At 70.8% G+C, this 22,152-nt stretch carries 23 protein-coding genes and 1 pseudogene; 19 read left to right on the top strand and 5 right to left on the bottom strand.

Annotated features, from left to right (window positions below; genetic code table 11):
* Positions 1-1,032, top strand: coding sequence for a zinc-binding dehydrogenase (locus NM1_RS18020; RefSeq protein WP_068020992.1), 1,032 nt, complete (start codon positions 1-3; stop codon positions 1,030-1,032).
* A 159-nt stretch (positions 1,033-1,191) separates the two neighbouring features.
* Here NM1_RS18020 and NM1_RS18015 read toward each other — a convergent pair whose 3' ends face one another.
* Positions 1,192-2,928 carry a nitroreductase family deazaflavin-dependent oxidoreductase gene (locus NM1_RS18015; protein WP_068020990.1) on the bottom strand — a complete coding sequence of 579 codons (1,737 nt, stop codon included), beginning with the start codon at positions 2,926-2,928 and terminating at the stop codon, positions 1,192-1,194.
* Positions 2,929-3,035: 107 nt separating this feature from the next.
* Between NM1_RS18015 and NM1_RS18010 the strand changes: the two genes are divergently transcribed.
* A complete protein-coding gene (locus NM1_RS18010) occupies positions 3,036-3,599 on the top strand; it encodes a TetR/AcrR family transcriptional regulator (RefSeq protein WP_068020987.1) in 564 nt (187 codons plus the stop codon).
* 114 nt (positions 3,600-3,713) lie between these two features.
* Here NM1_RS18010 and NM1_RS18005 read toward each other — a convergent pair whose 3' ends face one another.
* Entirely contained in the window at positions 3,714-4,391 is a 678-nt protein-coding gene (locus NM1_RS18005; protein WP_068021213.1) for a class I SAM-dependent methyltransferase, read from the bottom strand.
* Between the two features lie 73 nt (positions 4,392-4,464).
* Between NM1_RS18005 and NM1_RS18000 the strand changes: the two genes are divergently transcribed.
* Both NM1_RS18000 and NM1_RS17995 read left to right on the top strand, forming a co-directional pair.
* Positions 4,465-5,334: a helix-turn-helix transcriptional regulator gene (locus tag NM1_RS18000; RefSeq protein ID WP_068020985.1), complete on the top strand. Its 870-nt coding sequence runs from the start codon at positions 4,465-4,467 to the stop codon at positions 5,332-5,334.
* A gap of 67 nt (positions 5,335-5,401) precedes the next feature.
* Positions 5,402-6,205 carry an NAD(P)H-binding protein gene (locus NM1_RS17995; protein WP_068020983.1) on the top strand — a complete coding sequence of 268 codons (804 nt, stop codon included), beginning with the start codon at positions 5,402-5,404 and terminating at the stop codon, positions 6,203-6,205.
* A gap of 92 nt (positions 6,206-6,297) precedes the next feature.
* Here NM1_RS17995 and NM1_RS17990 read toward each other — a convergent pair whose 3' ends face one another.
* The 3 genes from NM1_RS17990 to NM1_RS17980 all read right to left on the bottom strand — a co-directional run bounded on the left by NM1_RS17990 (position 6,298) and on the right by NM1_RS17980 (position 8,783).
* A complete protein-coding gene (locus tag NM1_RS17990) occupies positions 6,298-7,167 on the bottom strand; it encodes a ribokinase (protein WP_068020981.1) in 870 nt (289 codons plus the stop codon).
* A gap of 294 nt (positions 7,168-7,461) precedes the next feature.
* Entirely contained in the window at positions 7,462-8,478 is a 1,017-nt protein-coding gene (locus NM1_RS17985; protein ID WP_068020979.1) for a serine/threonine dehydratase, read from the bottom strand.
* Positions 8,479-8,480: 2 nt separating this feature from the next.
* On the bottom strand, positions 8,481-8,783 hold the full coding sequence (locus NM1_RS17980; RefSeq protein WP_068020977.1) for an ArsR/SmtB family transcription factor: 303 nt from the start codon (positions 8,781-8,783) through the stop codon (positions 8,481-8,483).
* A 132-nt stretch (positions 8,784-8,915) separates the two neighbouring features.
* Between NM1_RS17980 and NM1_RS17975 the strand changes: the two genes are divergently transcribed.
* The 15 genes and pseudogenes from NM1_RS17975 to NM1_RS17900 all read left to right on the top strand — a co-directional run.
* The gene (locus tag NM1_RS17975; protein WP_068020975.1) at positions 8,916-10,184 is read left to right on the top strand and encodes a glutamate-5-semialdehyde dehydrogenase; all 1,269 of its coding nucleotides are present in this window, start codon (positions 8,916-8,918) and stop codon (positions 10,182-10,184) included.
* A 217-nt stretch (positions 10,185-10,401) separates the two neighbouring features.
* The gene (locus NM1_RS17970) at positions 10,402-11,277 is read left to right on the top strand and encodes an AAA family ATPase (protein ID WP_068020973.1); all 876 of its coding nucleotides are present in this window, start codon (positions 10,402-10,404) and stop codon (positions 11,275-11,277) included.
* 165 nt (positions 11,278-11,442) lie between these two features.
* Positions 11,443-12,855, top strand: a complete 1,413-nt coding sequence (locus tag NM1_RS17965) for a vWA domain-containing protein (RefSeq protein ID WP_068021211.1) — start codon at positions 11,443-11,445, stop codon at positions 12,853-12,855.
* A 78-nt stretch (positions 12,856-12,933) separates the two neighbouring features.
* The gene (locus NM1_RS17960; protein WP_068020971.1) at positions 12,934-13,266 is read left to right on the top strand and encodes an MmcQ/YjbR family DNA-binding protein; all 333 of its coding nucleotides are present in this window, start codon (positions 12,934-12,936) and stop codon (positions 13,264-13,266) included.
* Between the two features lie 51 nt (positions 13,267-13,317).
* Complete coding sequence (locus NM1_RS17955) at positions 13,318-13,977, top strand: hypothetical protein (RefSeq protein WP_068020969.1); 660 nt, start codon at positions 13,318-13,320, stop codon at positions 13,975-13,977.
* A gap of 37 nt (positions 13,978-14,014) precedes the next feature.
* The gene (nadD, locus tag NM1_RS17950; RefSeq protein WP_084519745.1) at positions 14,015-14,656 is read left to right on the top strand and encodes a nicotinate-nucleotide adenylyltransferase; all 642 of its coding nucleotides are present in this window, start codon (positions 14,015-14,017) and stop codon (positions 14,654-14,656) included.
* Entirely contained in the window at positions 14,653-15,048 is a 396-nt protein-coding gene (gene rsfS / locus NM1_RS17945; RefSeq protein ID WP_068020965.1) for a ribosome silencing factor, read from the top strand. The genes nadD and rsfS overlap by 4 nt, the downstream gene beginning before the upstream one ends.
* A 68-nt stretch (positions 15,049-15,116) precedes the next feature.
* Entirely contained in the window at positions 15,117-15,758 is a 642-nt protein-coding gene (locus NM1_RS17940) for a histidine phosphatase family protein (RefSeq protein WP_068020964.1), read from the top strand.
* Positions 15,759-15,984: 226 nt separating this feature from the next.
* Positions 15,985-17,148: a hypothetical protein gene (locus NM1_RS17935; RefSeq protein WP_157123956.1), complete on the top strand. Its 1,164-nt coding sequence runs from the start codon at positions 15,985-15,987 to the stop codon at positions 17,146-17,148.
* A gap of 71 nt (positions 17,149-17,219) precedes the next feature.
* Positions 17,220-17,963: a diglucosylglycerate octanoyltransferase gene (octT, locus tag NM1_RS17930; RefSeq protein ID WP_068021209.1), complete on the top strand. Its 744-nt coding sequence runs from the start codon at positions 17,220-17,222 to the stop codon at positions 17,961-17,963.
* A 116-nt stretch (positions 17,964-18,079) separates the two neighbouring features.
* A complete protein-coding gene (locus tag NM1_RS17925; protein ID WP_068020962.1) occupies positions 18,080-18,922 on the top strand; it encodes a DegV family protein in 843 nt (280 codons plus the stop codon).
* A gap of 70 nt (positions 18,923-18,992) precedes the next feature.
* Complete coding sequence (locus NM1_RS17920) at positions 18,993-19,835, top strand: class I SAM-dependent methyltransferase (protein ID WP_068020960.1); 843 nt, start codon at positions 18,993-18,995, stop codon at positions 19,833-19,835.
* A 222-nt stretch (positions 19,836-20,057) separates the two neighbouring features.
* Positions 20,058-21,422 (top strand): ComEA family DNA-binding protein, encoded by a 1,365-nt coding sequence (locus tag NM1_RS41230; RefSeq protein WP_246010807.1) that lies wholly within the window; start codon positions 20,058-20,060, stop codon positions 21,420-21,422.
* Between the two features lie 141 nt (positions 21,423-21,563).
* A complete protein-coding gene (locus tag NM1_RS17905) occupies positions 21,564-21,803 on the top strand; it encodes a hypothetical protein (protein ID WP_068020956.1) in 240 nt (79 codons plus the stop codon).
* 84 nt (positions 21,804-21,887) lie between these two features.
* Positions 21,888-22,152, top strand: a pseudogene (locus tag NM1_RS17900) (hypothetical protein); the annotation flags it as partial.

The raw sequence follows: 22,152 nt of genomic DNA, 5'->3' as shown, positions 1-22,152 counted from the left end.
ATGCGTGCCGTCGTGATGCGCGATCGCCGCCTCGTGGTGGACGAGGTGCCGGATCCGGTGCCCGGCCCCGGGCAGGTGCTGGTCGAGACGATAGCCTGCGGGATCTGCGGCTCGGACAAGCAGGCCCTCGACTACACCGACGAGTTCCTGCAGGCCTCCCGCGACAGCGGCGTGCCGACGTTCCTGTTCGATCCGGGCCGGGATCTGATACTGGGACACGAGCTTTCGGCCCGGGTGATCGCTGCCGGGCCGGACACCCCGCACGTGCCGGGCCAGAACGTGGTGGCACTGCCGTGGGCCGTGGACACCACGGGCGGTATCCACGGGGTCGGATACTCGAACGAGTTCCCCGGCGGGTTCGGCGAGCGAATGGTGTTGCAGGCCATGGCGTTGGAGCCGATCCCGAAACACGTGCCCGCCCACGTCGCGGCGCTGACCGAACCGCTGGCCGTCGGATTCGGCAATGTCGCCCGCACCGGTATCGGGCCGGAGGGCACCGGTGTGGTGATCGGCTGCGGCCCGGTCGGTCTGGGAGCCGTGGCCGCGCTCGCCGAGCGCGGGGTGGCGCCGATCGTCGCCTCCGAACCGTCGAAACTGCGGCGGGAGGCGGCCTTGCGCATGGGTGCGCACCGCGTGGTCGACCCGGCGGTGGAGGACCCGATCGAGGTGTGGCGCGAACTCGCCTCGCCCGGACAGCGATTGCACGTGTGGGTCTGTGCCGCGGTCCCCGGCATGATCAACGACCTGATGTACAAAGTGCCGCGGGAGACCAGGATCCTGCAGATCGGCGCGGTCATGACCGATGACGTGATCCGCCCGATCGTCGGCCTGTACAAGGACATCCAGCTCCAGATGTGCATGGTCTACCCGCACGAGGAGTACGCCCGCACCCTGCACCGCATAGCCGAGGGCACCTTCGACGCCGCCTCCCTCATCACCGCCGAGGTAGGCCTCGACGGCGTAGCAGGCGCCATCGACTCCCTCCGCCACCCCGACGACCACATCCAGATCCTCGTCCGCCCCCACCTCTGACCCAGGCCCGAACTCTTACGCCCGCCACCACCCGCGCGCCCCGCCGTGACTCTCACGGCCCGCCGTGACTCATTGTCCCGGTACGCTTTTGGCCGGGATCTACACCGTGCGACTGGATTCCGGCCAAAAGCATGCCGGAAGGCGGAGGGTGTCGCGACGCTAGCTTGCTGCCGCGGAGTTGTTGTCGGTGAAGGTGATTCGGACGGAGACCGGGGTGGTTTGGAGGGTGGCGAAGGTGGCGGCGGTGAGGGGCGCCAGGGCGGGGTGCGGGGCGAAGGCGCGGGCGCGGGCGACCACGTCGTCGTCGGGGCGCAGTTCGGCGGTGCCGGTGCGCCACCGATCACCTTGCCGCAGGCGGACTTCCGGGTTGGCGCGCACGTTGTTGCCCCAGCCCGAACGCATTCCGTGCTGGCAGATGATCCACGCGCCCTCGTCGTCGAACAGCACGGATACGGGCACCCGGCGCGGTTGCCCGGACTTGCGTCCGGTGGTCACCAGTTCGGTGGCGAAGGTCGACCGCACGCCGAGCCGATCCAGGGCCCGGAAGGCCGGGTTGGCGACGTAGCGGCCGACCGTCCGCTCGATGCGGAACTTGCGCGCCTGCGCGTCCGCATTGCGCGCCCCCGTCGCCCGGGCCGCCCCACCGGCATTCCGCTTGGGCCGGAACGCCTCGAATCCGTGGTGCCGCACCATGGTCGCCGCCGTCAGCCACGGTGAGCGGGCCGGGTCCGGATCCTTCCCGGCGCCGAGCCGGTGCAGCTGGTCGGTGTGCCACTGCAGGTCCAGGGCGCCGTCGAAGGCCCTGAGGCCGGCGCTCGTCGCCAGCCGCCCGCGCAGCCCGAGGGAGATGATCGGCGGCCGCAGCGCATCGGTCCGGCCGCTGAGCAGATCGCTTGCCGCCGAAGGGATGACGGCGGCGGGTCGCCCGACTCCCACCATCTCACAGGCGCCCGAGGTGACGGCCTCGCCCATCGCCGACCTCGACCGGAACCCGCCGGTCACCGCCAGCGGCACCGCTCCCGCCGAGCGCCGCGCCGTCTCGGCGTACTCCAGGAAGTACGCCTCCCGCGCCCGGGTGCTCGCCGCGGCCGTGCGCGGCCGACCCATCATCGCGGGGGATTCGTAACTCCCACCGCTGATTTCGATCAGATCCAGCTGCTCCGCCGACAGCGCCTCGATCACCGCGCGCGATTCGTCCTCGGTGAATCCGCCGCGCTGAAAGTCGGCGGAATTGAGCTTGATGCCCACCGCGAATCCCGGGCTCACCGCGCCGCGGATCGCCCGCACGATCGCGATCACGAATCTGCGGCGCCGCTCCGGGTCGCCGCCCCAGCCGTCGGTGCGCTGATTCGACCGCGGCGACAGGAACTGCGAGACCAGATAGCCGTGCGCACCGTGGATCTGCACGCCGTCGAATCCCGCGGCCTCGGCGACCCGGGCGGCGGTGGCGAAACGCGTGATGAGGTCGGCGATCTCGGACTCGGTCAGAGCGCGGGGCGCAGGCAGGCCCGGGATATCGGGCGCGATCGCCGACGGCGCCACCGGGCGACGCCGCGTGGCCAGCGGATTGGCCTGCCGCCCGGGGTGGTTCAGCTGCATCCAAACCGGGGTGCCGCCGTCCTTGGCGGCCTTCGCCCATCGGGTCAGCCGGTCCAGGTGCCGCTCGTCCTCGATGGCGACATTGCCGGGCTCGCCGAGCTGGGTGTGGTCGATCATCACATTGCCGGTGACGATCAGGCCGAAGCCGCCCGCACCCCACCGCCGGTACAACCGCTGCAGCCGCTCGTCCGGCCCCAGGTCGGCCGCGCCCAGGCCCTCGCTGAGCGCCGACTTCATGATCCGGTTCGGCAATACCCGACCGCAGGGCAGGGACAGTGGGTCGTGCAGGCTCGCCATCGTGATGCTCCTCCGTCGCAGTAAACCGATCGGTTTAGCTGGAGGCTAGTATACCGATCGGTCTAGGGCAAGGTAGGCTGGACCCGAACCGGAAGGAGGGATGCATCATGGGGGCTCGGGAGCGGCTGATCGACAGCACCGTCGATCTCATGCGCCGCAACGGCGTCGCGGGCACGGGCATCGCGCAGCTGCTCGCGCACAGTGGTATCTCGCGGCGCTCGGTGTATCTGAACTTCCCCGACGGCAAGGCCGAAATGGTCGCCGCGGCCACTCGCAGCGCCGGACAGGCGGCGAGCGCGATGATTCGCACCCTCACGGCGGGCGCCGACCTGGCCTCCTGCGTGGCCGCATTTCCGTCGATGTGGCGTGAGGCCCTGCTGACCAGCGATTTCACGGCCGGTTGCCCGATTGTGGCGGCGGCGCTGGGTCGCGCGGAGGCATCGGATGCGGCGGATGCGGCGGGGGAGACCTTCACCGACTGGGAGCAGATCCTCGCCGAGCGATTGCGCGCCGAGCAGGTCGCCCCCGATCGCGCGCTGTCGCTGGCGACCACGATCGTCGCCGCGATCGAGGGCGCAGTGGTGATGTCGCTGGCCACCCGCTCGGTCGCCCCCCTCGAACGGGTGGGTGAACAGATGTCCGCCCTCGTCGGCCAGTACACCGACAAATAGCACGGCCGTCCCTCCTCGCATTCCCGGCGCGCGTACTTTCTCGCATTCCCAGCGCGCGTACTTTCTCGCATTCCCGGCGCGCTTTTCGCCGGGACTGGAGGGCGGGGCTCTGATTCACTCCGGGCGGGTGGCACGGTAGTACGTGACGCGGCCCAGGCGGCGGTGCCGGTGGGAGGCGACCACCGTGCAGTCGAGGCCCGCCTCGCGCAGCAGCCGGGGGATCGCGTCGCCGAGATTGTCGTCGATGTGGCCGGTACGCAACATGAGTCGCGCCGCCGGACCGTCGGCCGGGGTCATCGGCCCGCCCACGTCTGCCAGGTGCAGCCGCCCGCCGGGACGCAGCACCCGTAGCACCTCGGCGGCCATCGCCGTCTTGGCGTCGGCGTCGAGGTGATGGAACATCAGCGACGACAGCACCCGGTCGAACTCTCGGTCTTCGTGGGGGAGCTGTTGTACATAGGCGTGCTCGAAGCGAATCCCACGCAGCCCGTGCACTTTTCGCTCGGCGCGGGCGAGGGCGCGGGGATCGGGATCGGCACCGATCACCTCGGCGCCCGGCCGCGTGCGTTTCGCCCGCAGCGTGAGATTGCCCGTGCCGCACCCGACTTCGAGGATTCTGTGGTCGTCGCGGAGTTCGGCCTGCACGATCAGCCGTTTGTGCAGCCCGGGTGCCCCGAATGCGCGGCTCATCAGGTCGTAGACGGGCAGCAGGCCGTCGCGGCCGGCCGCGGGCAGGTAGTCGTGCCGGTTTCCCATGGCGTGTGTGACGGAATGTGGACGATGTTCGGTCATATTCTCCATGGTGATCTGCGTCGTCCCACCGTAGTCGGGTGATTGTCGGCAGAAACAGGACTATCTTCGGTAGATGGGAGAAGTCACGCGGATGGTGCGCCACCGACGGGGCGTGCCGGTGTTCGACTACCGAGCCGACGGGGTGACGCCGCCGGTGTCGATCCTTCGTTTCGATCGGCACATGCAGGTCGAAATTCGTCCGCACATCCACGAATTTCCGGCGCTGTGGTTCGTCGCCGAGGCCGGGGCGGTATTCGTGATCGGTGCCGGACAGGTCGTCGACGTCGCCTCCGTCCGGATAGTCGAAGGTGGCGTCGGTGTCTTCTTCGACCCGGCGGCGCTCGGTGGCGAGGGTCGGACGCCGTGGCCCGCGTGGCGCTCACACCCGCTGCTGTTCCCGTTTCTGCACGAGCGCACGAGCGGAGTGCTGGAGCTGGCGATGCCGCCGGACAGCGTCACGCTGTGGGGCGCCATCATCGCGGCCATCGAAACCGAACTCGCCGACCGGCGCGACGGATACCGGCAGGCGGTCTCGGCGCACGTGACGCTCCTGCTCATCGACCTGGCACGGCTGGCTGCGGATGTGGTGGGAAATCTTCGCCGCAGCGGCGAACCATTACTGGCGGAGGTCTTCGAGGTGATCGACGAACGCCACGGGCAGCCGCTGTCGCTGCGCGACGTGGCCGGAGCGGTCGGACTGACGCCGGGCCACCTGACCACCGTGGTCCGCCGCCGCACCGGCCGCACCGTGCAGGACTGGATTATCGAGCGCCGCATGGCCGAGGCCCGCCGCCTGCTCGCCGAGACCGATCTGCCCGTCGCCGAAATCGCCCGGCGCGTAGGAATTTCCGATGCCGGGTACTTCGCCCGACTGTTCCGTCGCGTCCACGGCCTGCCCCCGCGACGCTGGCGCGGACCCACCACGGCAACCCGGTGCCGCTGAACCTTCCGCCAGGTCGGGCGAATTTGGTATGTGCTTCCCGGGGTGGTCGGCAACTACTCTGTGCCCCATGAAGATTCTGGTCACCGGAGCCACCGGGAACATCGGTCGGAAAGTGGTCGATCACCTACTCGCACTGGGCGCGGATGATGTTCGCGCCCTGTCCAATCACCCGGAGCGGGCCGGGCTACCCGAGGGCGTCGAGGTGGTGCGCGGCTACCTACGCCGGGTGTCGTCGCTACCCGCGGCATTCGAGGGCGTGGAACGCATGTATCTGGCGCCCGTGCTGGAAACCGTGACCGAGGTCGTCGACCTGGCGCGGCAGGCCGGTATCCGCCGCATCGTCGACCTGTCCGGCGACGAGAGCACCGACTGGCAGCCGATCGCGCAGGCCGTGGAGAAGTCGGGGCTGGCATGGACGCATCTGTACGCGGGTGAATTCACGGAGAACACCGCGATGTGGGCGGATCAGGTGCGCGCCACCGGCGCCGTGCGCGAACCGTATCCGGAGTCGGCGAATGCCCCCATCGCGATGGACGATATCGCGCGCGTCGCCGCGACGGTCCTGACGCAGGACGGCCACGACGGCGTCACCTACACCCTGACCGGACCCGAAACCCTCACCAGGGCAGAGCGTGTCCGCCAACTCGGTGCCGCGTTGGGTCGCGACCTGTCCTTCCTGACCGTGTCCCGCGCGGAGGCGATCGGCATGCTGCAGCCGACGATGGGCGAGTTCGCCGAATGGTACGTCGACGGCCTCGCCTCGATGGTCGACAATCCGCAGGTCGCGACGACCGCCGTCGCCGATCTCACCGGCCGCCCCGCCACCACCTTCGCGGAGTGGGCCGCCGCGAACGCCGACCAGTTCCGCTGAGCCGCAACGGCTCCACGGTCGCTGCGTGGGCAGCCCCGATGACGGTGGCCGCAACGGAGCGGCTGCCCGTGTCCCGGCGAACGCCGGGGCGCCTACTCGTCCGATGGTCGTGCCGAGAGCGCGGCCGCGATCTCGGTTCGGCTCGGAATCGCTGCGCTGGCACCGAGTTTGGTCGTGGCGAGCGCCCCGGCAGTGCATGCCCACGCGAGGGCGGCGTCCGGTCCCTCGTGCCAGCGTGCGGCCAATGCGCCGGTGAAAGTGTCTCCGGCACCCGTGGTGTCGACCGCCTGGACCGGGACGCCGGGATGGCTGGTCTCGCCCTCGGGCCCGCGATAGGTGGCGCCCTTCGCGCCGCGAGTGACCACCAGGTGGGGGACGTCGTCGAGCACCGAACCCAGCTGTGCCGCTTCGCCTTCGTTCACCACGGCAATATCGACCGCGGCCCAGAACTCGGGCGGAAGATCCTGCGCGGGAGACGGGTTGAGGAGCACCGCCGTGTCGTGGGCGCGTGCGTGGCGGGCGGCGGCGAGCACGGTCGGAACAGGTATCTCCAACTGGCACAGCAGAATATCGGCCTCGGCGATGGCCTCGAGGTCCCCGTCGCGGAGTTCGCTCACGGCGGCGTTCGCCCCGCCGACCACGATGATGCTGTTCTCCCCCGCGGCATCCACCACGATCGCGGCGACCCCGCTGGGCCCCGGTATCGACCGCAGCCGCCGCGACCCGACACCGGCATCGTCCAGTACCCCGCGCAGCTCGGCGGCGAACAGATCGTCCCCGACCGCTCCGACGAACTCGACCTCCGCCCCCGCCCGCCGAGCCGCGATCGCCTGATTGGACCCCTTCCCTCCCGGCACCATCTCGAACCCGCGCCCCAGCACGGTCTCCCCGGGCGCCGGCCGCCGCCCGGTCGTCGTCACCAGATCCATGTTGATGCTGCCCACCACCACGATTCGCGCCATGCCAGCACAGTAGCCGCGACCCCGGACCACGCCCGGGATTGCCGGCGTCGTCGCGGAGCAGCCGGTGTGCGCTGCGTCGAGCGCCGACCACACCGGGGGGCGAGCCGCCGACTACGCCGGGGTCGAGCCGCCCATTACGCCGGGGTCGGGCCGCCGACTACGCCGGGGTCGGGCCGCCGACTATGCCGGGGTCGGCCGCCGATTACGTCGGGGTCGGGCCGCCGACTATGCCGGGGTCGGGCCGCCGATTACGTCGGGGTCGGGCCGCCGATTACGTCGGGGTCGAGGCGCCGACTACGCCGACGCGGTCTCCGGCTCGGCGCCGGTATCGCAGCCGACCGCCGCATCGTTGCGGGTCGTGTCCTCGCCGTTGCCGCCGATTCCTCGAGAGGTGTTGGCTCCGCTGAGTACCACCGCGACACGTTCACCAGGCTCGGGCCGATAGCTTCCCGAGAGCACGGCAGCCAATGCCGTGGCGGCCGCGGGCTCGACATGGAGCCGGACGGCGTCCCAGAGCGCGTGCTGGGCGCGGCGGATATCACCGTCCTCGACCAGGAGAACGCGGTCGACATGGTCGCGGGCGAGCGGAAACACCAACTCTCCCACGCGTTTCGGGGCGAGCGCATCCGCGGCGATACTCTCGGTCGGCGCATCCGCCGGACGGCCCGCGGCCAGTGCCGCCGTCAGCGTGGGCGCGCCGGTGGGCTCCACGCCGATCACCCGTACCGAGCCCGCGCAGTATGCCGCGATGCCGCCGACCAGGCCTCCGCCGCCGACCGGCACCAGGACCGTGTCCACCTGTTCCTGGTCGGCCAGCTCCGCGGCGAGGGTGCCCTGACCGAGCAGGGTTTCGCGTTGGTCGAAGGCATGCACGCTCAGCGCGCCGGTGGTGGCGACCCAGTTGTCGGCGGCGGCCAGGGCGTCGGCGTAGCGGTCTCCGGCCACCACGAGATCCGCACCGCGGGAACGGATTCCGGCGATCTTCGCGGGTGACGAGATCACGGGCACGAAGATCTTCGCCGGGACACCCAGGCTCGCGGCCGCGTCCGCGACCGCCAGACCGTGGTTGCCGCCCGAGGCCGCCACCACTCCCGCCGCGGGCACCTCGCGCAGCAGCAGGTTGGCGAAGGCGCCCCGCGCCTTGAACGAGCCCGCGCGCTGCAGTTGCTCCAGCTTCAGGGTGATCGCACCGGCGGGCCCGCCCAGATCCGCGAGCGGCACCCGCAGCACGGGGGTGCGGCGGACGTGCGGCCTGATCACCGCGAGTGTGTCGCGAATGTCGTGCGGGGTAATCGACTGTGCGCCGGACATTTTCACCATTCCCCGCCGAGCATCGCCTTGGCCTGCGCGATCCGTTCCTCGTCGCGCCGATAGAACACCCACTGCTTGATCCGCGTGCCCCGGATCAGGCCCGCCTGGCTGAGCACCTTCAGGTGCTGCGCGCACGTGGGCTGGCTGACGCCGAGCTTCTCCGCGAGAAATACCGAGCAGACGCCGTCGCGGACCAGGTCGCCGTCGGTCTGCGGGCGGAAGTGTGCCTCCGGATCCCGTAGCCACCGCAGCACCTGCAGTCGCTTGTCGCTGGCGAGTGCCTTCACCAGATCCACATCCAGCATTCAGCCATTATGCAAATTAGCTAATTACCTGTCCAGTCCTGGTGGTGATCGCAACTCCGCCGGTCAGTACGCCCGCCTCGTCCCCACCACCGCCCTCAACCGAGACGCCCGCGTCGCAGCTAGGATTCAGCCATGACTGCTCCCACTGCCACCGATCAGGACACCGTCCGCACGGTGGTGCACGACTCGGCGCGCCGGGCCCGGGTGGCGTCGCGGACGCTCGCCCAGCTCACCACCGAACAGAAGAACACCGCGCTGCACGCCGCCGCCGATGCGCTGCTCGCCGCCAAGGACCGGGTGCTCGACGCGAATATCGAGGACATCGAGACCGCGCGCGCCGCCGGTACCGCGGATTCGCTGCTGGACCGGCTGCGCCTGACCGAGGCCCGCATCGACGGGATCGCCTCCGGCTTGCGTCAGGTCGCGGGCCTGCCCGACCCGGTCGGCGTGGTGGTGCGGGGCTCGACGCTGCCGAACGGCCTGGACATCCGCCAGGTGCGAGTGCCGCTGGGCGTGGTCGGCATGGTGTACGAGGCGCGGCCGAACGTCACCGTCGACGCCTTCGGGCTGGCGCTCAAGTCCGGGAACGCCGCACTGCTGCGCGGCTCGTCCTCGGCCGCCCACTCCAATGCGGCGCTCGTCGCGGTGCTGCGGGAAGCGCTTGCCGCACAAGGCCTTCCCGAGGACGCGGTGCAGCTGCTGCCCAGCGAGGACCGCTCCAGCGTCACACACCTGATCCAGGCGCGCGGGCTGGTGGACGTGGTGATCCCGCGCGGCGGCGCCGGGCTGATCAATGCCGTGGTCCGCGACGCGCAGGTGCCGACCATCGAGACGGGGACCGGCAACTGCCACGTCTACGTGCACGCCGGCGCCGACCTGGACATGGCCGAGTCGATCCTGCTCAACGCCAAGACGCGGCGGCCCAGCGTGTGCAACGCGGCCGAGACCGTGCTCATCGACGATGCCGTCGCCGCCATCGCGGTGCCGCGGCTGATCGAGGCGCTGGAGCGGCACGGCGTCACGGTGCACGGCGACCTGCCCGGCCTGACCCCGGCCAACGACGCGGACTGGGGTGAGGAGTACCTGACCCTGGACATCGCGCTGAAGGTGGTCGCCGACCTGGACGCGGCCGTCGACCACATCAACACCTGGGGTACCGGCCACACCGAGGCCATCGTCACCGCCGACCTGCAGGCGGCGCGCGAATTCACCGCCCGCGTGGATGCGGCCGCGGTCATGGTCAACGCGTCCACCGCCTTCACCGACGGCGAGCAGTTCGGCTTCGGCGCCGAGATCGGCATCTCCACCCAGAAGCTGCACGCCCGCGGCCCCATGGGCCTGCCGGAACTGACCTCGACGAAGTGGGTCGTCTGGGGCGACGGCCAAACCCGCCCGGTCTGATCCCGCACCCCGTACGTGTTCGCGCACCCCGTTCAGGGCCTTGCAACGGGTGCGGGAACACGTAAGGCGTGCGTCGAGAGCTGGTGGGGTATCTCGGTGTGGCTGCGGCTGTGTACCGTCGATCACGAGTGTTCTATACGGTGCATAGGCGCGCGCGGCCTGCGGGCCGGTAGAGCTGTACGGGAGCGGCCGACCGCTCCGGAGAAGGAGCGCAAAGGTGCAGACCGCAACGCACGAGCCCATCTTCGCGTCGGTCGACGACGTGATCTCGCGACTGGCGAAGACCGGCTACCTGGCCGACAAGGGCACCGCCACCTCGGTGTTCCTGGCCGATCGGCTCGGCAAGCCGCTGCTCATCGAGGGCCCGGCCGGTGTCGGCAAGACCGAGCTGGCGCGCGCGGTGTCGCAGGTCGCGGGGGCCGAGCTGGTGCGGCTGCAGTGCTACGAGGGCATCGACGAGGCGCGGGCGCTGTACGAGTGGAACCACGCCAAGCAGATCCTGCGCATCCAGGCATCCAGCGAACACGGCTGGGAGGATACGAAGGCCGACGTGTTCAGCGAGGAGTTCCTGCTGTCGCGGCCGCTGCTCACCGCGATCCGGCGCACCGACCCGACCGTGCTGCTGATCGACGAGGCCGACAAGGCCGATGTCGAGATCGAGGGCCTGATGCTCGAGGTGCTCAGCGACTTCGCCGTCACCGTGCCCGAACTCGGCACCATCGCCGCCGCGCGCCGCCCGTTCACGGTGCTCACCTCCAACGCCACCCGCGAGCTGTCCGAGGCGCTCAAGCGCCGCTGCCTCTACCTGCACATCGACTTCCCGGGCGAGGAGCTGGAGCGCAAGATCCTGGCCAGTCGGGTGCCGGAACTGAAGCCCGCGGTGGCGGCGCAGCTGGTGCGGGTCGTGCACGTGCTGCGCGGGATGCAGCTGAAGAAGCTGCCGTCGGTCGCGGAATCGATCGACTGGGGCCGCACGCTGCTGGCCCTGGGCCTGAAGGATCTCGACGACAAGACCGTCCGCGCCACCCTCGGCGTCGTACTCAAGCATCAGAGCGACCACCAGCGCGCGCTGGCCGAATTGAAGCTGGCCTGACCGATGTCCGGCAAGCGCGACCCGTCGTCCGGCCCGGCACGCAACTCCGCATTCCCGGCACGCTTTCGGCCGGGATCTTCCGATGGATCCCGGCCGAAAGCACGCCGGGAGTATGAAGGGGGAGCACGCCGGGGACATGGAGGGGGAGCAGGCCCGGACGGCGAACTGCTTGCGCCGCACGGGATTCCCGGTCACCTCGTCGGCTTCGTGGAAGCGTTGCGCGGCAGGGGGATTCCGGTCGGACCGTCGGAAACCGTCGATGCGGGACAGGTTCTCACGGTGCTGGACCTGATGGACCGGGAGATGCTGCGCGAGGGCCTGGCCTGCGCGCTGCTGCGCCGCACCTCCCAGCGCGCCACCTTCGACGGGCTGTTCGACCTGTGGTTCCCGGCGGCGCAGGGCGAGCGTGCCGGGGCGGCGGAGGTCGAGATCCCGCGCAAGCCGGACGGCGAGGTCGACATCATCGAGCTGCGGAAGATGCTGGCGGAGCTGCTGGTTGCCGATCCGTCGGGTGAGCGCACGCGACAGCTGCAGGAGCTGGCCGCGCAGATGGTCGAGCAGATGGGCCAGTACCGGTCGGCGAACGGGCCCTCGTTCTCGGCGTACCAGACGCTCAAGGAGGTACAGCCGGAGCTGCTGGTGAGCAAGCTGCTCGCGGGATTGGCCGCGGGACTCGACGATTCGGACGCCGGGCCGTCGGAGTTCGACTCCGAGATCGCCCGCCGCGCCGCCCGCCGCCGTGTCAAGGACTTCCGGGCCACCGTCGAGGCCGAGACTCGCCGCCGGGTCGCCGAGCGCATCGGCCGCGACCGCGTGGCCACCTACGGCGTGCAGCGTCAGGCCGAGGACGCCGACTTCCTGCGCATCTCGGAGAACGAGCTGGGCGAGCTGCGCCGCTCGAGCCACCGGCTGGCGCGGGTGCTGGCGTCCCGGCTGGCCGCGCGCCGCCGCCGCGCGCGCCGCGGGGAGATCGATCTGCGCAAGACGTTGCGCAAATCGATGTCGACCGGCGGCGTCCCGATCAAGCTCGCCGCCCGCAAGCCCCGGCCCGGCCGGCCGGATCTCGTTCTGCTGTGCGATATCTCGGGTTCGGTGGCCGGTTTCTCCAGTTTCACCATGCTGCTGGTGGACGCGCTGCGCGAGCAGTTCTCCCGGGTCCGCATCTTCGCGTTCGTGGACCGCGTCGACGAGGTCACGCACCTGTTCGACCAGGTGACGCCGCTGGACCAGGTGACGCGGCGCATCTTCACCGAGGCGAAGGTGGTCGGCGTCGAGGGCCATTCGGATTACGGTTCGGCCCTGGAGGGTTTCGCCGAGAACTGGCCCGACGCGGTCACCAGCCGGACCTCGCTGCTGATCCTCGGCGACGCCCGCACCAACTACCGTGATCCGGCCCTCGACACTCTGCGGCAGCTCGTCCAGGTCGCCAAGCACGCCTACTGGCTCAATCCGGAGGCGGAAAAGATGTGGGGGACAGGCGATTCCGCCGCCAAGCGCTATGCCGAGGTGATCGAGATGCACGAGTGCCGCTCGGCCAAGCAGCTCACCGCCGTCGTCGGCCGCCTGCTGCCGGTGTGAGCGGTAGGCTGCGACCTCGCTCCCGGCCGATGTGTCACCCCGACGTGGTGTGATCGAGGCCCGGCGGAAGGAGACGCGATGGATCTGCTGCAGTACTGCCTGTCGAAGCCCGGCGCCTGGCAGGACGAGCCCTGGGAGGGCGATGTCGTGGCCAAGGTGGGGGACAAGATCTTCGCATTCGTGAGCGCGGACTCGGTGACTCTGAAGTGCGGCCGCAACCGCGAAGAGGCCGACGAACTCGTGCACGTCTACCCCGACGAGGTGGCCGCCTCGGCGTACATCGGCCGCTACGGCTGGAACTCCGTCAAGACCGGTGGCGCGGTCCCTGTTGACGAATTGCGGGAGCTGGTCGATATCTCCTACGACGCGGTGGTGGCGAAACTGCCGAAGTCGAAGCGCCCCACGGCCTGAGGATTAGCGCTTGTTAAGCGCGCCGCAAGCGCCGGGGGCGACGATTCGCGCGTGCCGAGCCGACCGCGGGATGCCGCCCACCGTCCAGCCGATCCGCAGCGGATTGCGGCGGCGCCCGGGGAGGATCCGTGTGCCGAGATAGCGGCACTGCTCGAATTCGCCACATCCCGGCTGTCCACCGATCCGGCCAGCGCAGAGTCGGCCCTGCGGCGTGCGGCGGTGCTCGCCCCGGCCGCGCTGCCGGTCGAACAGCTCGCCCGGCTGCACTCGCTGATCGTCACCGCCGTCGCCGCCCAGCCCGGCCGGGACCTGGACCTCGCCGCGGCCGCCGTCCGCGCCGCCGACAGCTGGCACGGCCTGTCGGTCGCCGACGCCGCCCACCACACCCTCGTCGCCGCCCGCACCCACTATCGCGCCGGCCGCCACCGCGAGGCCGCCGCCCTCTACCGGCGCGCACTGGCGCACCCCGACATTCCCTACCCGGCCCCCGAAATCGCCATCCTGCACGAACAGTTCGGGGAATGCCTGCTGGCCATGCACCGATATCGCGCGGCGGCACGGGAATTCACCGCCGGGGCACGCCTGGTCGCCGATGACCCCGAAAGTCGCGAGCTGTGTGCCGACCTGCTCGGCTCCGCGGCCGCCGCCCGCGCATCGGCGGGGCTGCGACGCGTGATCGTCGCCCTCGCGCGGCGTGCCCGGACACGGTGACCGGAACGGTGCACCCGTCCCAGTAAGCTCGGCATTCGTGCAAGAAAAAGGGCGACGCAAACTGGGCGTGATGGGCGGGACGTTCGATCCCGTCCACCACGGGCACCTGGTGGCAGCCAGCGAGGTCGCGCAGCGCTTCGACCTCGATGAAGTAGTTTTCGTTCCGACCGGGCAGTCGTGGCAGAAGGCGGGCAAGAAGGTCAGCCCCGCCGAGGACCGGTACCTGATGACCGTCATCGCCACCGCCTCGAATCCACGGTTCTCGGTCAGCCGGGTCGACATCGATCGCGGCAAGGACACCCACACCGTCGATACCCTGCGTGACCTGCAGGCCCAGCATCCCGACGCCGACCTGTACTTCATCACGGGTGCGGATGCGCTGGCCAACATACTGACGTGGCACGATTGGGCGGAACTGTTCGAGCTGGCGAAGTTCGTCGGGGTGAGCCGTCCGGGGTACGAGTTGAACATCGACCACCTCGCCGAACACCTGCGGGACATGCCGGCCGATGCGGTCACCGTCATCGAGATCCCGGCCCTGGCGATCTCGTCGAGCGAATGCCGTCGCCGTGCCGCCGAGGGGCGGCCGGTGTGGTACCTCGTTCCGGACGGGGTCGTGCAGTACATATCGAAACGGCACCTGTACGTGCCGGGAGGGAACGGGAAGGTAGCCCTGTGACAGCAACTGTCGAAGCGGTCGACATGGCGCAGATCGCTGCGCGCGCGGCCGACGAGAAGCTGGCTTCCGACGTGGTGGTGCTCGACGTCTCCGATCAGCTGGTGATCACCGACTGCTTCGTGATCGCGTCCGCGCCGAACGAGCGGCAGGTCAACGCGATCGTCGACAATGTCGAGGAGAAGTTGCGGCTGGCCGGGCACAAGCCGGTGCGGCGCGAGGGCACCCGGGAGGGGCGCTGGGTGCTGCTCGACTATGTCGAGGTCGTCGTGCATATCCAGCACAGCGACGAGCGCGATTTCTATGGGCTGGAACGGCTGTGGAAGGACTGCCCGCAGGTTCCGGTCGAGGGGATCGGAGGCCCGCGCGGCGACGGCGCCGAGGCCGCCGAGTGAGCCTGGGGCCCGGAGACACCGAGCTCCGCCCTGCTGAATCGAATGTCCGGACCGGCAAACACGCCGGGGTGCGGCGGCTGATCCTGTTGCGGCACGGACAGACCGAATGGAATGCCGTCGAGCGCATGCAGGGGCAGACCGACACCGAACTGAGCGAGCTGGGCCGCCGCCAGGCCAAGGACGCCGCCCGCGAACTGGTCGGCCACGACGCCATCGCCCTCGTCTCCTCGGATCTGCGGCGCGCCTACGACACCGCCGTGGCCCTGGCCGACCACTCCGGACTCGAGGTGGTGCGCGACCGCCGGTTGCGGGAGACCAGCCTCGGGGAGTGGGAGGGGCTGACCCACATCGATGTGGACGAGCGATATCCCGGCGCACGGCAGACCTGGCGGCTGAACGCCGATTTCACCCCGCCGGGCGGCGAGAGCAAACTCGAGGTCGGCGCCCGCGCGCTGCCGGTGGTGCGTGAGCTGTTCGCCGCGCGCGCCGACTGGCCCGGCCGTACCATCATCCTGGTCGCGCACGGCGGGTTGATCGCGGCACTGACCGCTGCGCTGCTGGAGTTGCCTCAGCGGAATTGGCCCGTGCTCGGCGGGCTGGCCAATACCAGCTGGGTGCAGCTGAGCAGCCACGGTCCGAGCATCGAACAGCCCGGGTGGCGGCTGGATGTGTGGAACGCGGCGGCAAAGGTAGCACCTGATGTCCTCTGAAAAGTCCTCCGACGACCGGGACGAACCGGTCCGGCAGGTATCCGACGAACTGCTCCGCAAGGCGTCCGAGGGGCCCGTACGGCACCTCCCGGATGCCTTGTTCGGTGGTCCGGCGCCGGAACCGGCTGAGCCGAAACCGGCTGAGCCGGAATCGGAGCCGGAAGCCGAGCCGGAGTTCGAGCGTGGCGGGGCGGTCCCCGACGAGCTGTTCCGCAAGGCCTCCGACATGCCGGTCCGGCACCTCCCGGACGTCCTGTTCGGCGGCCCGCTGACCCCGGTGGAACCGGTCGAGCAGGAAACCGGCAGCGCCAAAGTCGCCGAAAAGGATGCGACGACGGATTCCGTTGCGCAGGAAGGCAGTGCCGACGCCGAGACCGGTGGTGCTGCGGCGGCCGACGCCGAGACCGATAGCGGTGCCGAGGCAGCCGAGGTTATCGAGGTTGCTCAGAGCGACTCGGCGCGGGCCGAGGCGTCGGCCGAGCGGCCGGATGCCGCTGCGGCGTCGACCGCGGAATCGCCTGCGCGACAGGAGTCCACCGACCCCGACGCCGGTAGCGAAGATGCGGCGCCTGCTGATGGTGCGGCTACCGGGGAGGTGGCCGCCTCCGACGTGGCAGAGTCGGCTGCGAAGTCCCCCGAAGCCGAGGCCACAACGGCCGAGAAGGCTACTGCTACCTCCCCGGCGGCACCCGAGGCGGCCGACGCCGGGGTCGACGAGCAAAGTGCGGCGGCATCGGTCGAGTCGGTGGAATCGGTTGAGCAGCAAGAGAGCGCCGACACCGAGTCCAGTGGTGCCGAAGCGGCAGGGAGCGAGACAGGCGTCGCCGAGGGTGCCGAGTCGGTGGAATCGGTTGTTCGGCAGGACAGTGCCGACAACCGGTCTGGTGCTGCCGAGTCGGTCGACGGACAGGCGGACGCTGGGGCCGAGTCCGGCGCCGAAGTGGCTGCCGTGGCCGCCTCCGACGTGGCAGAGTCGGCTGCGAAGTCCCCCGAAGCCGAGGCCACAACGGCCGAGAAGACTACTGCTACCTCCCCGGCGGCACCCGAGGCGGCCGATGCCGGGGTCGACGAGCATAGTGCGGCGGCAACGGTCGAGCCGGTGGAATCGGTTGAGCAGCAAGAGAGCGCCGACACCGAGACCGCTACTTCCGCCGCGGACGACCAGGACTCGGCGGCGGACGCTGCCGACGAGGCGGCGCGGCCCGAGCAGACCGGAGCGGATTCGGTTGCGGCAGGCGGCGATCCCGTTACCCCGGCACCGGCATCGGCCGAGCCACCGGCACAGCCGGATCCTGTTGCACCGGCCCCGAATTCCGGTGCGCCGGGCGAGGCCGGTGGTGGTCGATTGAAGCGAGCGATGAAACGTCTGTTCGGAGGAAAGTCGACGTGACCCCATCCGGCCCAGCCGATTCCGGCGCCGACGATCGGGCGACACCGCCCGATCCGCAGCCCCGCGACGAAATCACCACCACCCGGGGCTCCGACCGCCCGGTGCTGGTGGTGATCGCGGACTCGCTGGCGTACTTCGGCCCGAAGGGCGGGCTGGCCGCCGACGATCCCCGGATCTGGCCGAACCTCGTTGCGGCCGAGCTGGATTGGGACGTCGAGCTGGTTGCCCGGATCGGCTGGACCTGTCGCGACGGCTACTGGGCGCTGATCGGCGACCCGCGGGTGTGGGCGGCGGTGCCGCGCGCGGGCGCGGTCGTCTTCGCCACCGGCGGCATGGATTCGCTGCCGTCGCCGCTGCCGACCGCGCTCCGCGAGCAGATCCGCTACCTGCGCCCGCCCGGGCTGCGGCGCGTGGTCCGCAGCGGCTACCAGTGGCTGCAGCCGCGGCTGGCGAAGCTGGGCAGGCCCGTGGCGCTGCCGCCCCGGGTGAGCGTCGACTACCTGGAGCAGGCCCGCAATGCCGTGGCGCAGTTGCGTCCCGACCTGCCGTTCGTCGGTGTACTGCCGTCGGTGCACGACTGCGAGGCCTACGGCCGCGTGCACGCCGGCCGCGAGCCCGCGGTCCGCGCCCTGCGCGACTGGTCGGCGAAATCCGGTGTGCCGCTGGTGGATCTGGCAGACGCCGTGCGCGACAACATCTTCTCCGGCGAATCCAACCCCGACGGCATCCACTGGGGCTGGGAGGGGCACACCGCCGTCGCCCGCGCCATGGTGAAGGTGCTGGCGGAAGTCCATGCCCCCGAGGGCGGTGCATGAACCGACTCCGCCCCGCCTCCGCACCGCGCGGCGGCCCCGCGGCGCCGCCACTGGCCGACATCGCGGTGCGCTCGCTTGCCGAGTCGTGGCGCGGGCCGCGAGAGGCCGGGTAGCCGATGGCCGTCGTGGTGGTGACCGATTCCTCCGCCAGCCTGCCCGCCGAGCTCGTGGCGGACCTGGGCATTCTGGTGGTTCCGCTGCATGTGCTGGTCGATGATCGCGCGCTCGGTGAGGGCGTCGACGACGAGCCCATCGACTACACGTCCTCGACGGTGACCACCTCGGCTCCGTCACCGGGTGAGCTGTGCGCGGCCTACGAACGGGCGCTCGCCCGCAGCGGCGGCGACGGCGTTGTCGCCGTGCATATTTCGCGTCAGCTGTCGGCCACCTGGGAGGCGGGCAGGCAGGCGATCCGCGATATGGACGCCGCGGACCGGGTGCGTCTGGTGGATTCGCTCAGCGCGGGGCTCGGTACGGGACTGCCGGTGCTGGCGGCCGCGCGCCGAGCCCGGGCGGGTGCAGCGCTGGAGATCGTCTACGACGCCGCCACCTCGGCCGCCGCCCGCGGCCGCGCGTTCATCGTGGTCAACCGGACCGAGCAGCTGCGTCGCGGCGGGCGGCTCAGCTCGGCCGCCGCCTTCTTCGGCACCGAGCTGGTCACCAAGCCCATCCTGCAGATCGTCGACGGCCGTCTCGAACTGCGGGAGAAGGCGCGGACGCGGTCCAAGGCGTACGCGAAACTCGTGGCCGCCGCGGTGGATGCGGCGGGTGAGGACGGCGCGACCGTGGCCGTCCAGCATCTCGGCGCCCCCGACGCCGCCGACACCCTCACGGCCCAGCTGACCGACCTCATCCCCGACATCCGCGAGCTGGTCACCGCGGAGTTCGGGCCCACCCTCGCCGTGCACCTGGGGCCGGGCGCGGTGGGCGTGCTGGTCGTGCCGGGCGGCTGCGGCTGACGCCGCGACACGTTTGCCGAATCGGCAACAAAGTTTGCCCACCCGGGGTGTTCGACGGCATGGTCGAATCATGAACCACGACGACGACTTCGATTGGGCCGCCATGGCCGACATGCTGGTGGACGAGGGCGAGGCGTACAGCCCCTACCTGCACGCCGCGTTCGATCGGATCGCGGAGCTGGAGCCGAAACGGATCCTGGACATCGGCTCGGGGCCCGGCGTCGCGGCGTGCCTGCTGGCGCAGCGCTTCCCCGACGCCGAGGTGATCGCCGTGGACGGAACCCCGGAGCTGCTGAAGATCGCCGAACAGCGGGCCGAACGGCTCGGCGTCCGGCTGCACACCCGGGCGGCGGAATTCCCGGCGGGGCTGGCGGAACTGCCCGAGGCGGATCTGGTGTGGTCGGCGAACGTCGTGCACCACGTCGGGGATCAATTGGACGCGCTCACCCGGATGGCGGGGCTGCTGCGTCCGGGCGGCGTGCTGGCCATCACCGAGGGCGGGCTCCCGGCGCGATGGCTGCCGCGCGACCTCGGATTCGGCCGTCCCGGCCTGCAGGTCCGGTTGGACGCGGCCATGGCGCAGCGCTTCGACCGGATGCGTGCCGAACTACCCGATTCGGTTGCGGTGGCCGAGGATTGGCCCGCCCTGCTGCGCGCCGCCGGGCTGGTCGACGCGCACAGCCGCAGCTTCCTGGTGGATCGACCCGCTCCTTTGGACGGCGGCCCGCGCCGCTCGGTCCGGCAGTGGCTCGAGCGCAGCCGCCACATGCACGAGGAGTCACTCGACCCCGAAGACCTGGCAACCCTCGACCGCCTGCTGGATCCTGAGGACCCGGAGTTCGTGGACAAACGCACCGACGTCTTCCTGCTGACCGCCAGGACGGTCCACTACGCCCACCGTCCAGCCGACTGAGACCTGTTTCGCGAGGCGGGGCCCTTGCTGCGCCGAACGTCCATGGAAGTTCCCTGGCCTGCCAGGCCCGGTTGACGCCGCATGGGCGCGGATAGCAGGAGGGTGTGACAGGCCCGGGATGCCACGGGCGGGGTTCTCCACAGCCGCTCGGTTGTCCCCAGGTCTGTCGAAAGCCCTTGTCGGCGGGGAGGTCTCGGAGAATTCGGCGCCTACGGTGACCGCATGGCGCGAAACGAGGAGCGGCGGCGGATGCGGGAGCGGCTCGGGGCCATCGCATCGGAGCCACGCAGCACGCGATCCATCCCCGGCGGCCGCTGGGACGTCGACGAACTCGAGGCCGACCATCCCGACGGGGAGTATCGCGCCGGCGACGATGCGGGTCGCTGGGATCCCGGCGGGGTGGACCCGGGTCGATCGGCCCGTGACGATCCAGATCGCTGGGGCCCCGGGCGGGTGGATCCCGATGGGGAGCGTTCGGCTGGGGATGATGCGGGTCGCTGGGGTCCCGGGTGGGTGGATTCCGGTGGGGGACGTTCGGGCCGGGACGATGGGGATCCCCGGGGTCCTGGGTGGGAGGAGCTCGATCCGGAGCGCTCTGCCGGAGATGGTGCGGGCGATTGGGCTCGTGAGCGGGAGGGGCGGGACCAGCGGCGTGTGGTTGGCGACGACGCGGGTGATCGGGTTCGCGACGTGGAGTGGCCGGGCCGGGGGCGCGATGTGGACGACTGGCCTCGTACGGCCGAGGGGCCGAAACGGAACTTCACCGTAGGTGGCCGGGGCGCGGAGGTCGAGGGCCCGCGCACTCCGCACTGGCTGCGGGAGCCTCCGGATCGGGATGCGCGGTGGCACGAGCGGCTGATTCCCGAACGGCTGCGCGGGACCCGGCTCGATCCCGGTCGGAGAGGTCTGCTGGTGCTCGGTGTGGTGGGGCTGGTCGCGTTGTTGCTCGCGGCGACCGCGGTGCACAGGGAAAGTCCTGTGGCACAACCTGTTCCGCCGTTACCGGCGGTCCGGACCGCCGCCGGGGCCGCGACTACGGCGACCGTTCCGGTCCCGCCTGCCCCGCCGACGGGTGATCCCAGCCCCGCGCCGCCCAGCGGGCGATCGGCCGAACTGGTGGTGAGCGTGATCGGTCTGGTCGAGCATCCCGGACTGCTGTACCTGCCGCCCGGCTCCCGGGTCGCCGACGCTCTCGCGGTCGCGGTGGCGCAGGACGGCGCCGATCTGGGCGGGCTCAATCTGGCTCAACGCCTGGCCGATGGCGATCAGGTCGTCGTCGGCTCGGCGGGTCCGCAACCGGGCCCGCCGCGGCTGGGCAGCGTCGTCGTCCCGGGCGGGCAGCGGCCCGCGGCGCCCGGCGGAAGTCCCGGCGCCCCAGCATCTTCGAGCCCCGCGGCCAAGGTCGATCTGAATACCGCCACAGAGGCCGAGCTGGATGCCCTCCCCGGAGTCGGCCCGACCACCGCCCTCGCCATCCTGGCCTGGCGCACCGAACACGGCCGCTTCACCAGCATCGACCAACTGGCCGAGGTCACCGGAATCGGCCCTTCCCGCCTGGCCCGCCTCCGCAACCTGGTGACGGTATGACCACTGCGACAAGCCGATACGCCGGATCGCTCCATCGGCCGCCGGGCCCGAAGCGACGACATCGGCCGCACCCGTGCCGCGCAGCAGGCATGTCGTGCTGCGCGGATTCGTCGGTCGCTCCCGACTCTGTCAGTCGCGCCGGTGCCGGTGCGCAGCGAGGACGGCCGCGAGACGGCGATCGGCGGGTGTGGCGTCGACGTGCCGCTGACCGCGCTGGTGTCGTGGCTGCTGATCCGCTGGGTGCGCATCCGCCGCTATCACCTGCTGGTGCTCGCCGGAGTGGTTGCGGCCGTGGGCCGCCGATCCCGCCCACACCGCTGGACGGGCGCGGGCGGACCCGATCGACTCGCGTGTTCGCATCGACGACACAGGCTGACGTGACGGTTGGCAGGCTTCGCAACTCGAGAGTGGGTCTTCGCTGTGGACGGGTAGCGCCCGGGATCTCCGCGAAGGCGGATCCGACGGATGGGGGATTCGGTGGAGGGTGCGGAACTTCCGGGTGATCGGGGGCCGATCGTCGACCCGACGCTGGTGGATGTGCGGCTGCTGCCGTCGGCCGTGGTGTGCTGGGGCGCAACGATTGTGGCGATTGTCGGCGGGTGGCGGGTAGGGCTTGTGCTCGCTGCGGGGTTGGTCGTTGTCGGAATAGGGCTGGGCGCGTGGCTGGTTCGGGCGGCGCGGACCGACCTGTGCCGGGTGCTCGTCGCGGCGGCGCTCGCGGCCGTGCTGG

Source organism: Nocardia mexicana NBRC 108244 (genome assembly GCF_001613165.1).
GTDB lineage: Bacteria > Actinomycetota > Actinomycetes > Mycobacteriales > Mycobacteriaceae > Nocardia > Nocardia mexicana.
The sequence above is the reverse complement of the archived record's forward strand: the minus strand, read 5'-3'. Positions and strand labels throughout refer to the sequence as shown.

What these genes read in the sequence shown, in the direction of transcription:
- NM1_RS17925 (WP_068020962.1), top strand. Translation starts at nt 18,080, where the DNA reads ATGGCCGTCGTGGTGGTGACCGATTCCTCCGCCAGCCTGCCCGCCGAG.
- NM1_RS17985 (WP_068020979.1), bottom strand. Translation starts at nt 8,478, where the DNA reads ATGTCCGGCGCACAGTCGATTACCCCGCACGACATTCGCGACACACTC.
- NM1_RS18010 (WP_068020987.1), top strand. Translation starts at nt 3,036, where the DNA reads ATGGGGGCTCGGGAGCGGCTGATCGACAGCACCGTCGATCTCATGCGC.
- NM1_RS18000 (WP_068020985.1), top strand. Translation starts at nt 4,465, where the DNA reads ATGGGAGAAGTCACGCGGATGGTGCGCCACCGACGGGGCGTGCCGGTG.
- NM1_RS17980 (WP_068020977.1), bottom strand. Translation starts at nt 8,783, where the DNA reads ATGCTGGATGTGGATCTGGTGAAGGCACTCGCCAGCGACAAGCGACTG.
- NM1_RS18005 (WP_068021213.1), bottom strand. Translation starts at nt 4,391, where the DNA reads ATGACCGAACATCGTCCACATTCCGTCACACACGCCATGGGAAACCGG.
- NM1_RS17995 (WP_068020983.1), top strand. Translation starts at nt 5,402, where the DNA reads ATGAAGATTCTGGTCACCGGAGCCACCGGGAACATCGGTCGGAAAGTG.
- NM1_RS41230 (WP_246010807.1), top strand. Translation starts at nt 20,058, where the DNA reads ATGGCGCGAAACGAGGAGCGGCGGCGGATGCGGGAGCGGCTCGGGGCC.
- NM1_RS17975 (WP_068020975.1), top strand. Translation starts at nt 8,916, where the DNA reads ATGACTGCTCCCACTGCCACCGATCAGGACACCGTCCGCACGGTGGTG.
- NM1_RS18015 (WP_068020990.1), bottom strand. Translation starts at nt 2,928, where the DNA reads ATGGCGAGCCTGCACGACCCACTGTCCCTGCCCTGCGGTCGGGTATTG.
- NM1_RS17935 (WP_157123956.1), top strand. Translation starts at nt 15,985, where the DNA reads ATGCCGGTCCGGCACCTCCCGGACGTCCTGTTCGGCGGCCCGCTGACC.
- NM1_RS17960 (WP_068020971.1), top strand. Translation starts at nt 12,934, where the DNA reads ATGGATCTGCTGCAGTACTGCCTGTCGAAGCCCGGCGCCTGGCAGGAC.
- NM1_RS17920 (WP_068020960.1), top strand. Translation starts at nt 18,993, where the DNA reads ATGAACCACGACGACGACTTCGATTGGGCCGCCATGGCCGACATGCTG.
- NM1_RS17990 (WP_068020981.1), bottom strand. Translation starts at nt 7,167, where the DNA reads ATGGCGCGAATCGTGGTGGTGGGCAGCATCAACATGGATCTGGTGACG.
- NM1_RS18020 (WP_068020992.1), top strand. Translation starts at nt 1, where the DNA reads ATGCGTGCCGTCGTGATGCGCGATCGCCGCCTCGTGGTGGACGAGGTG.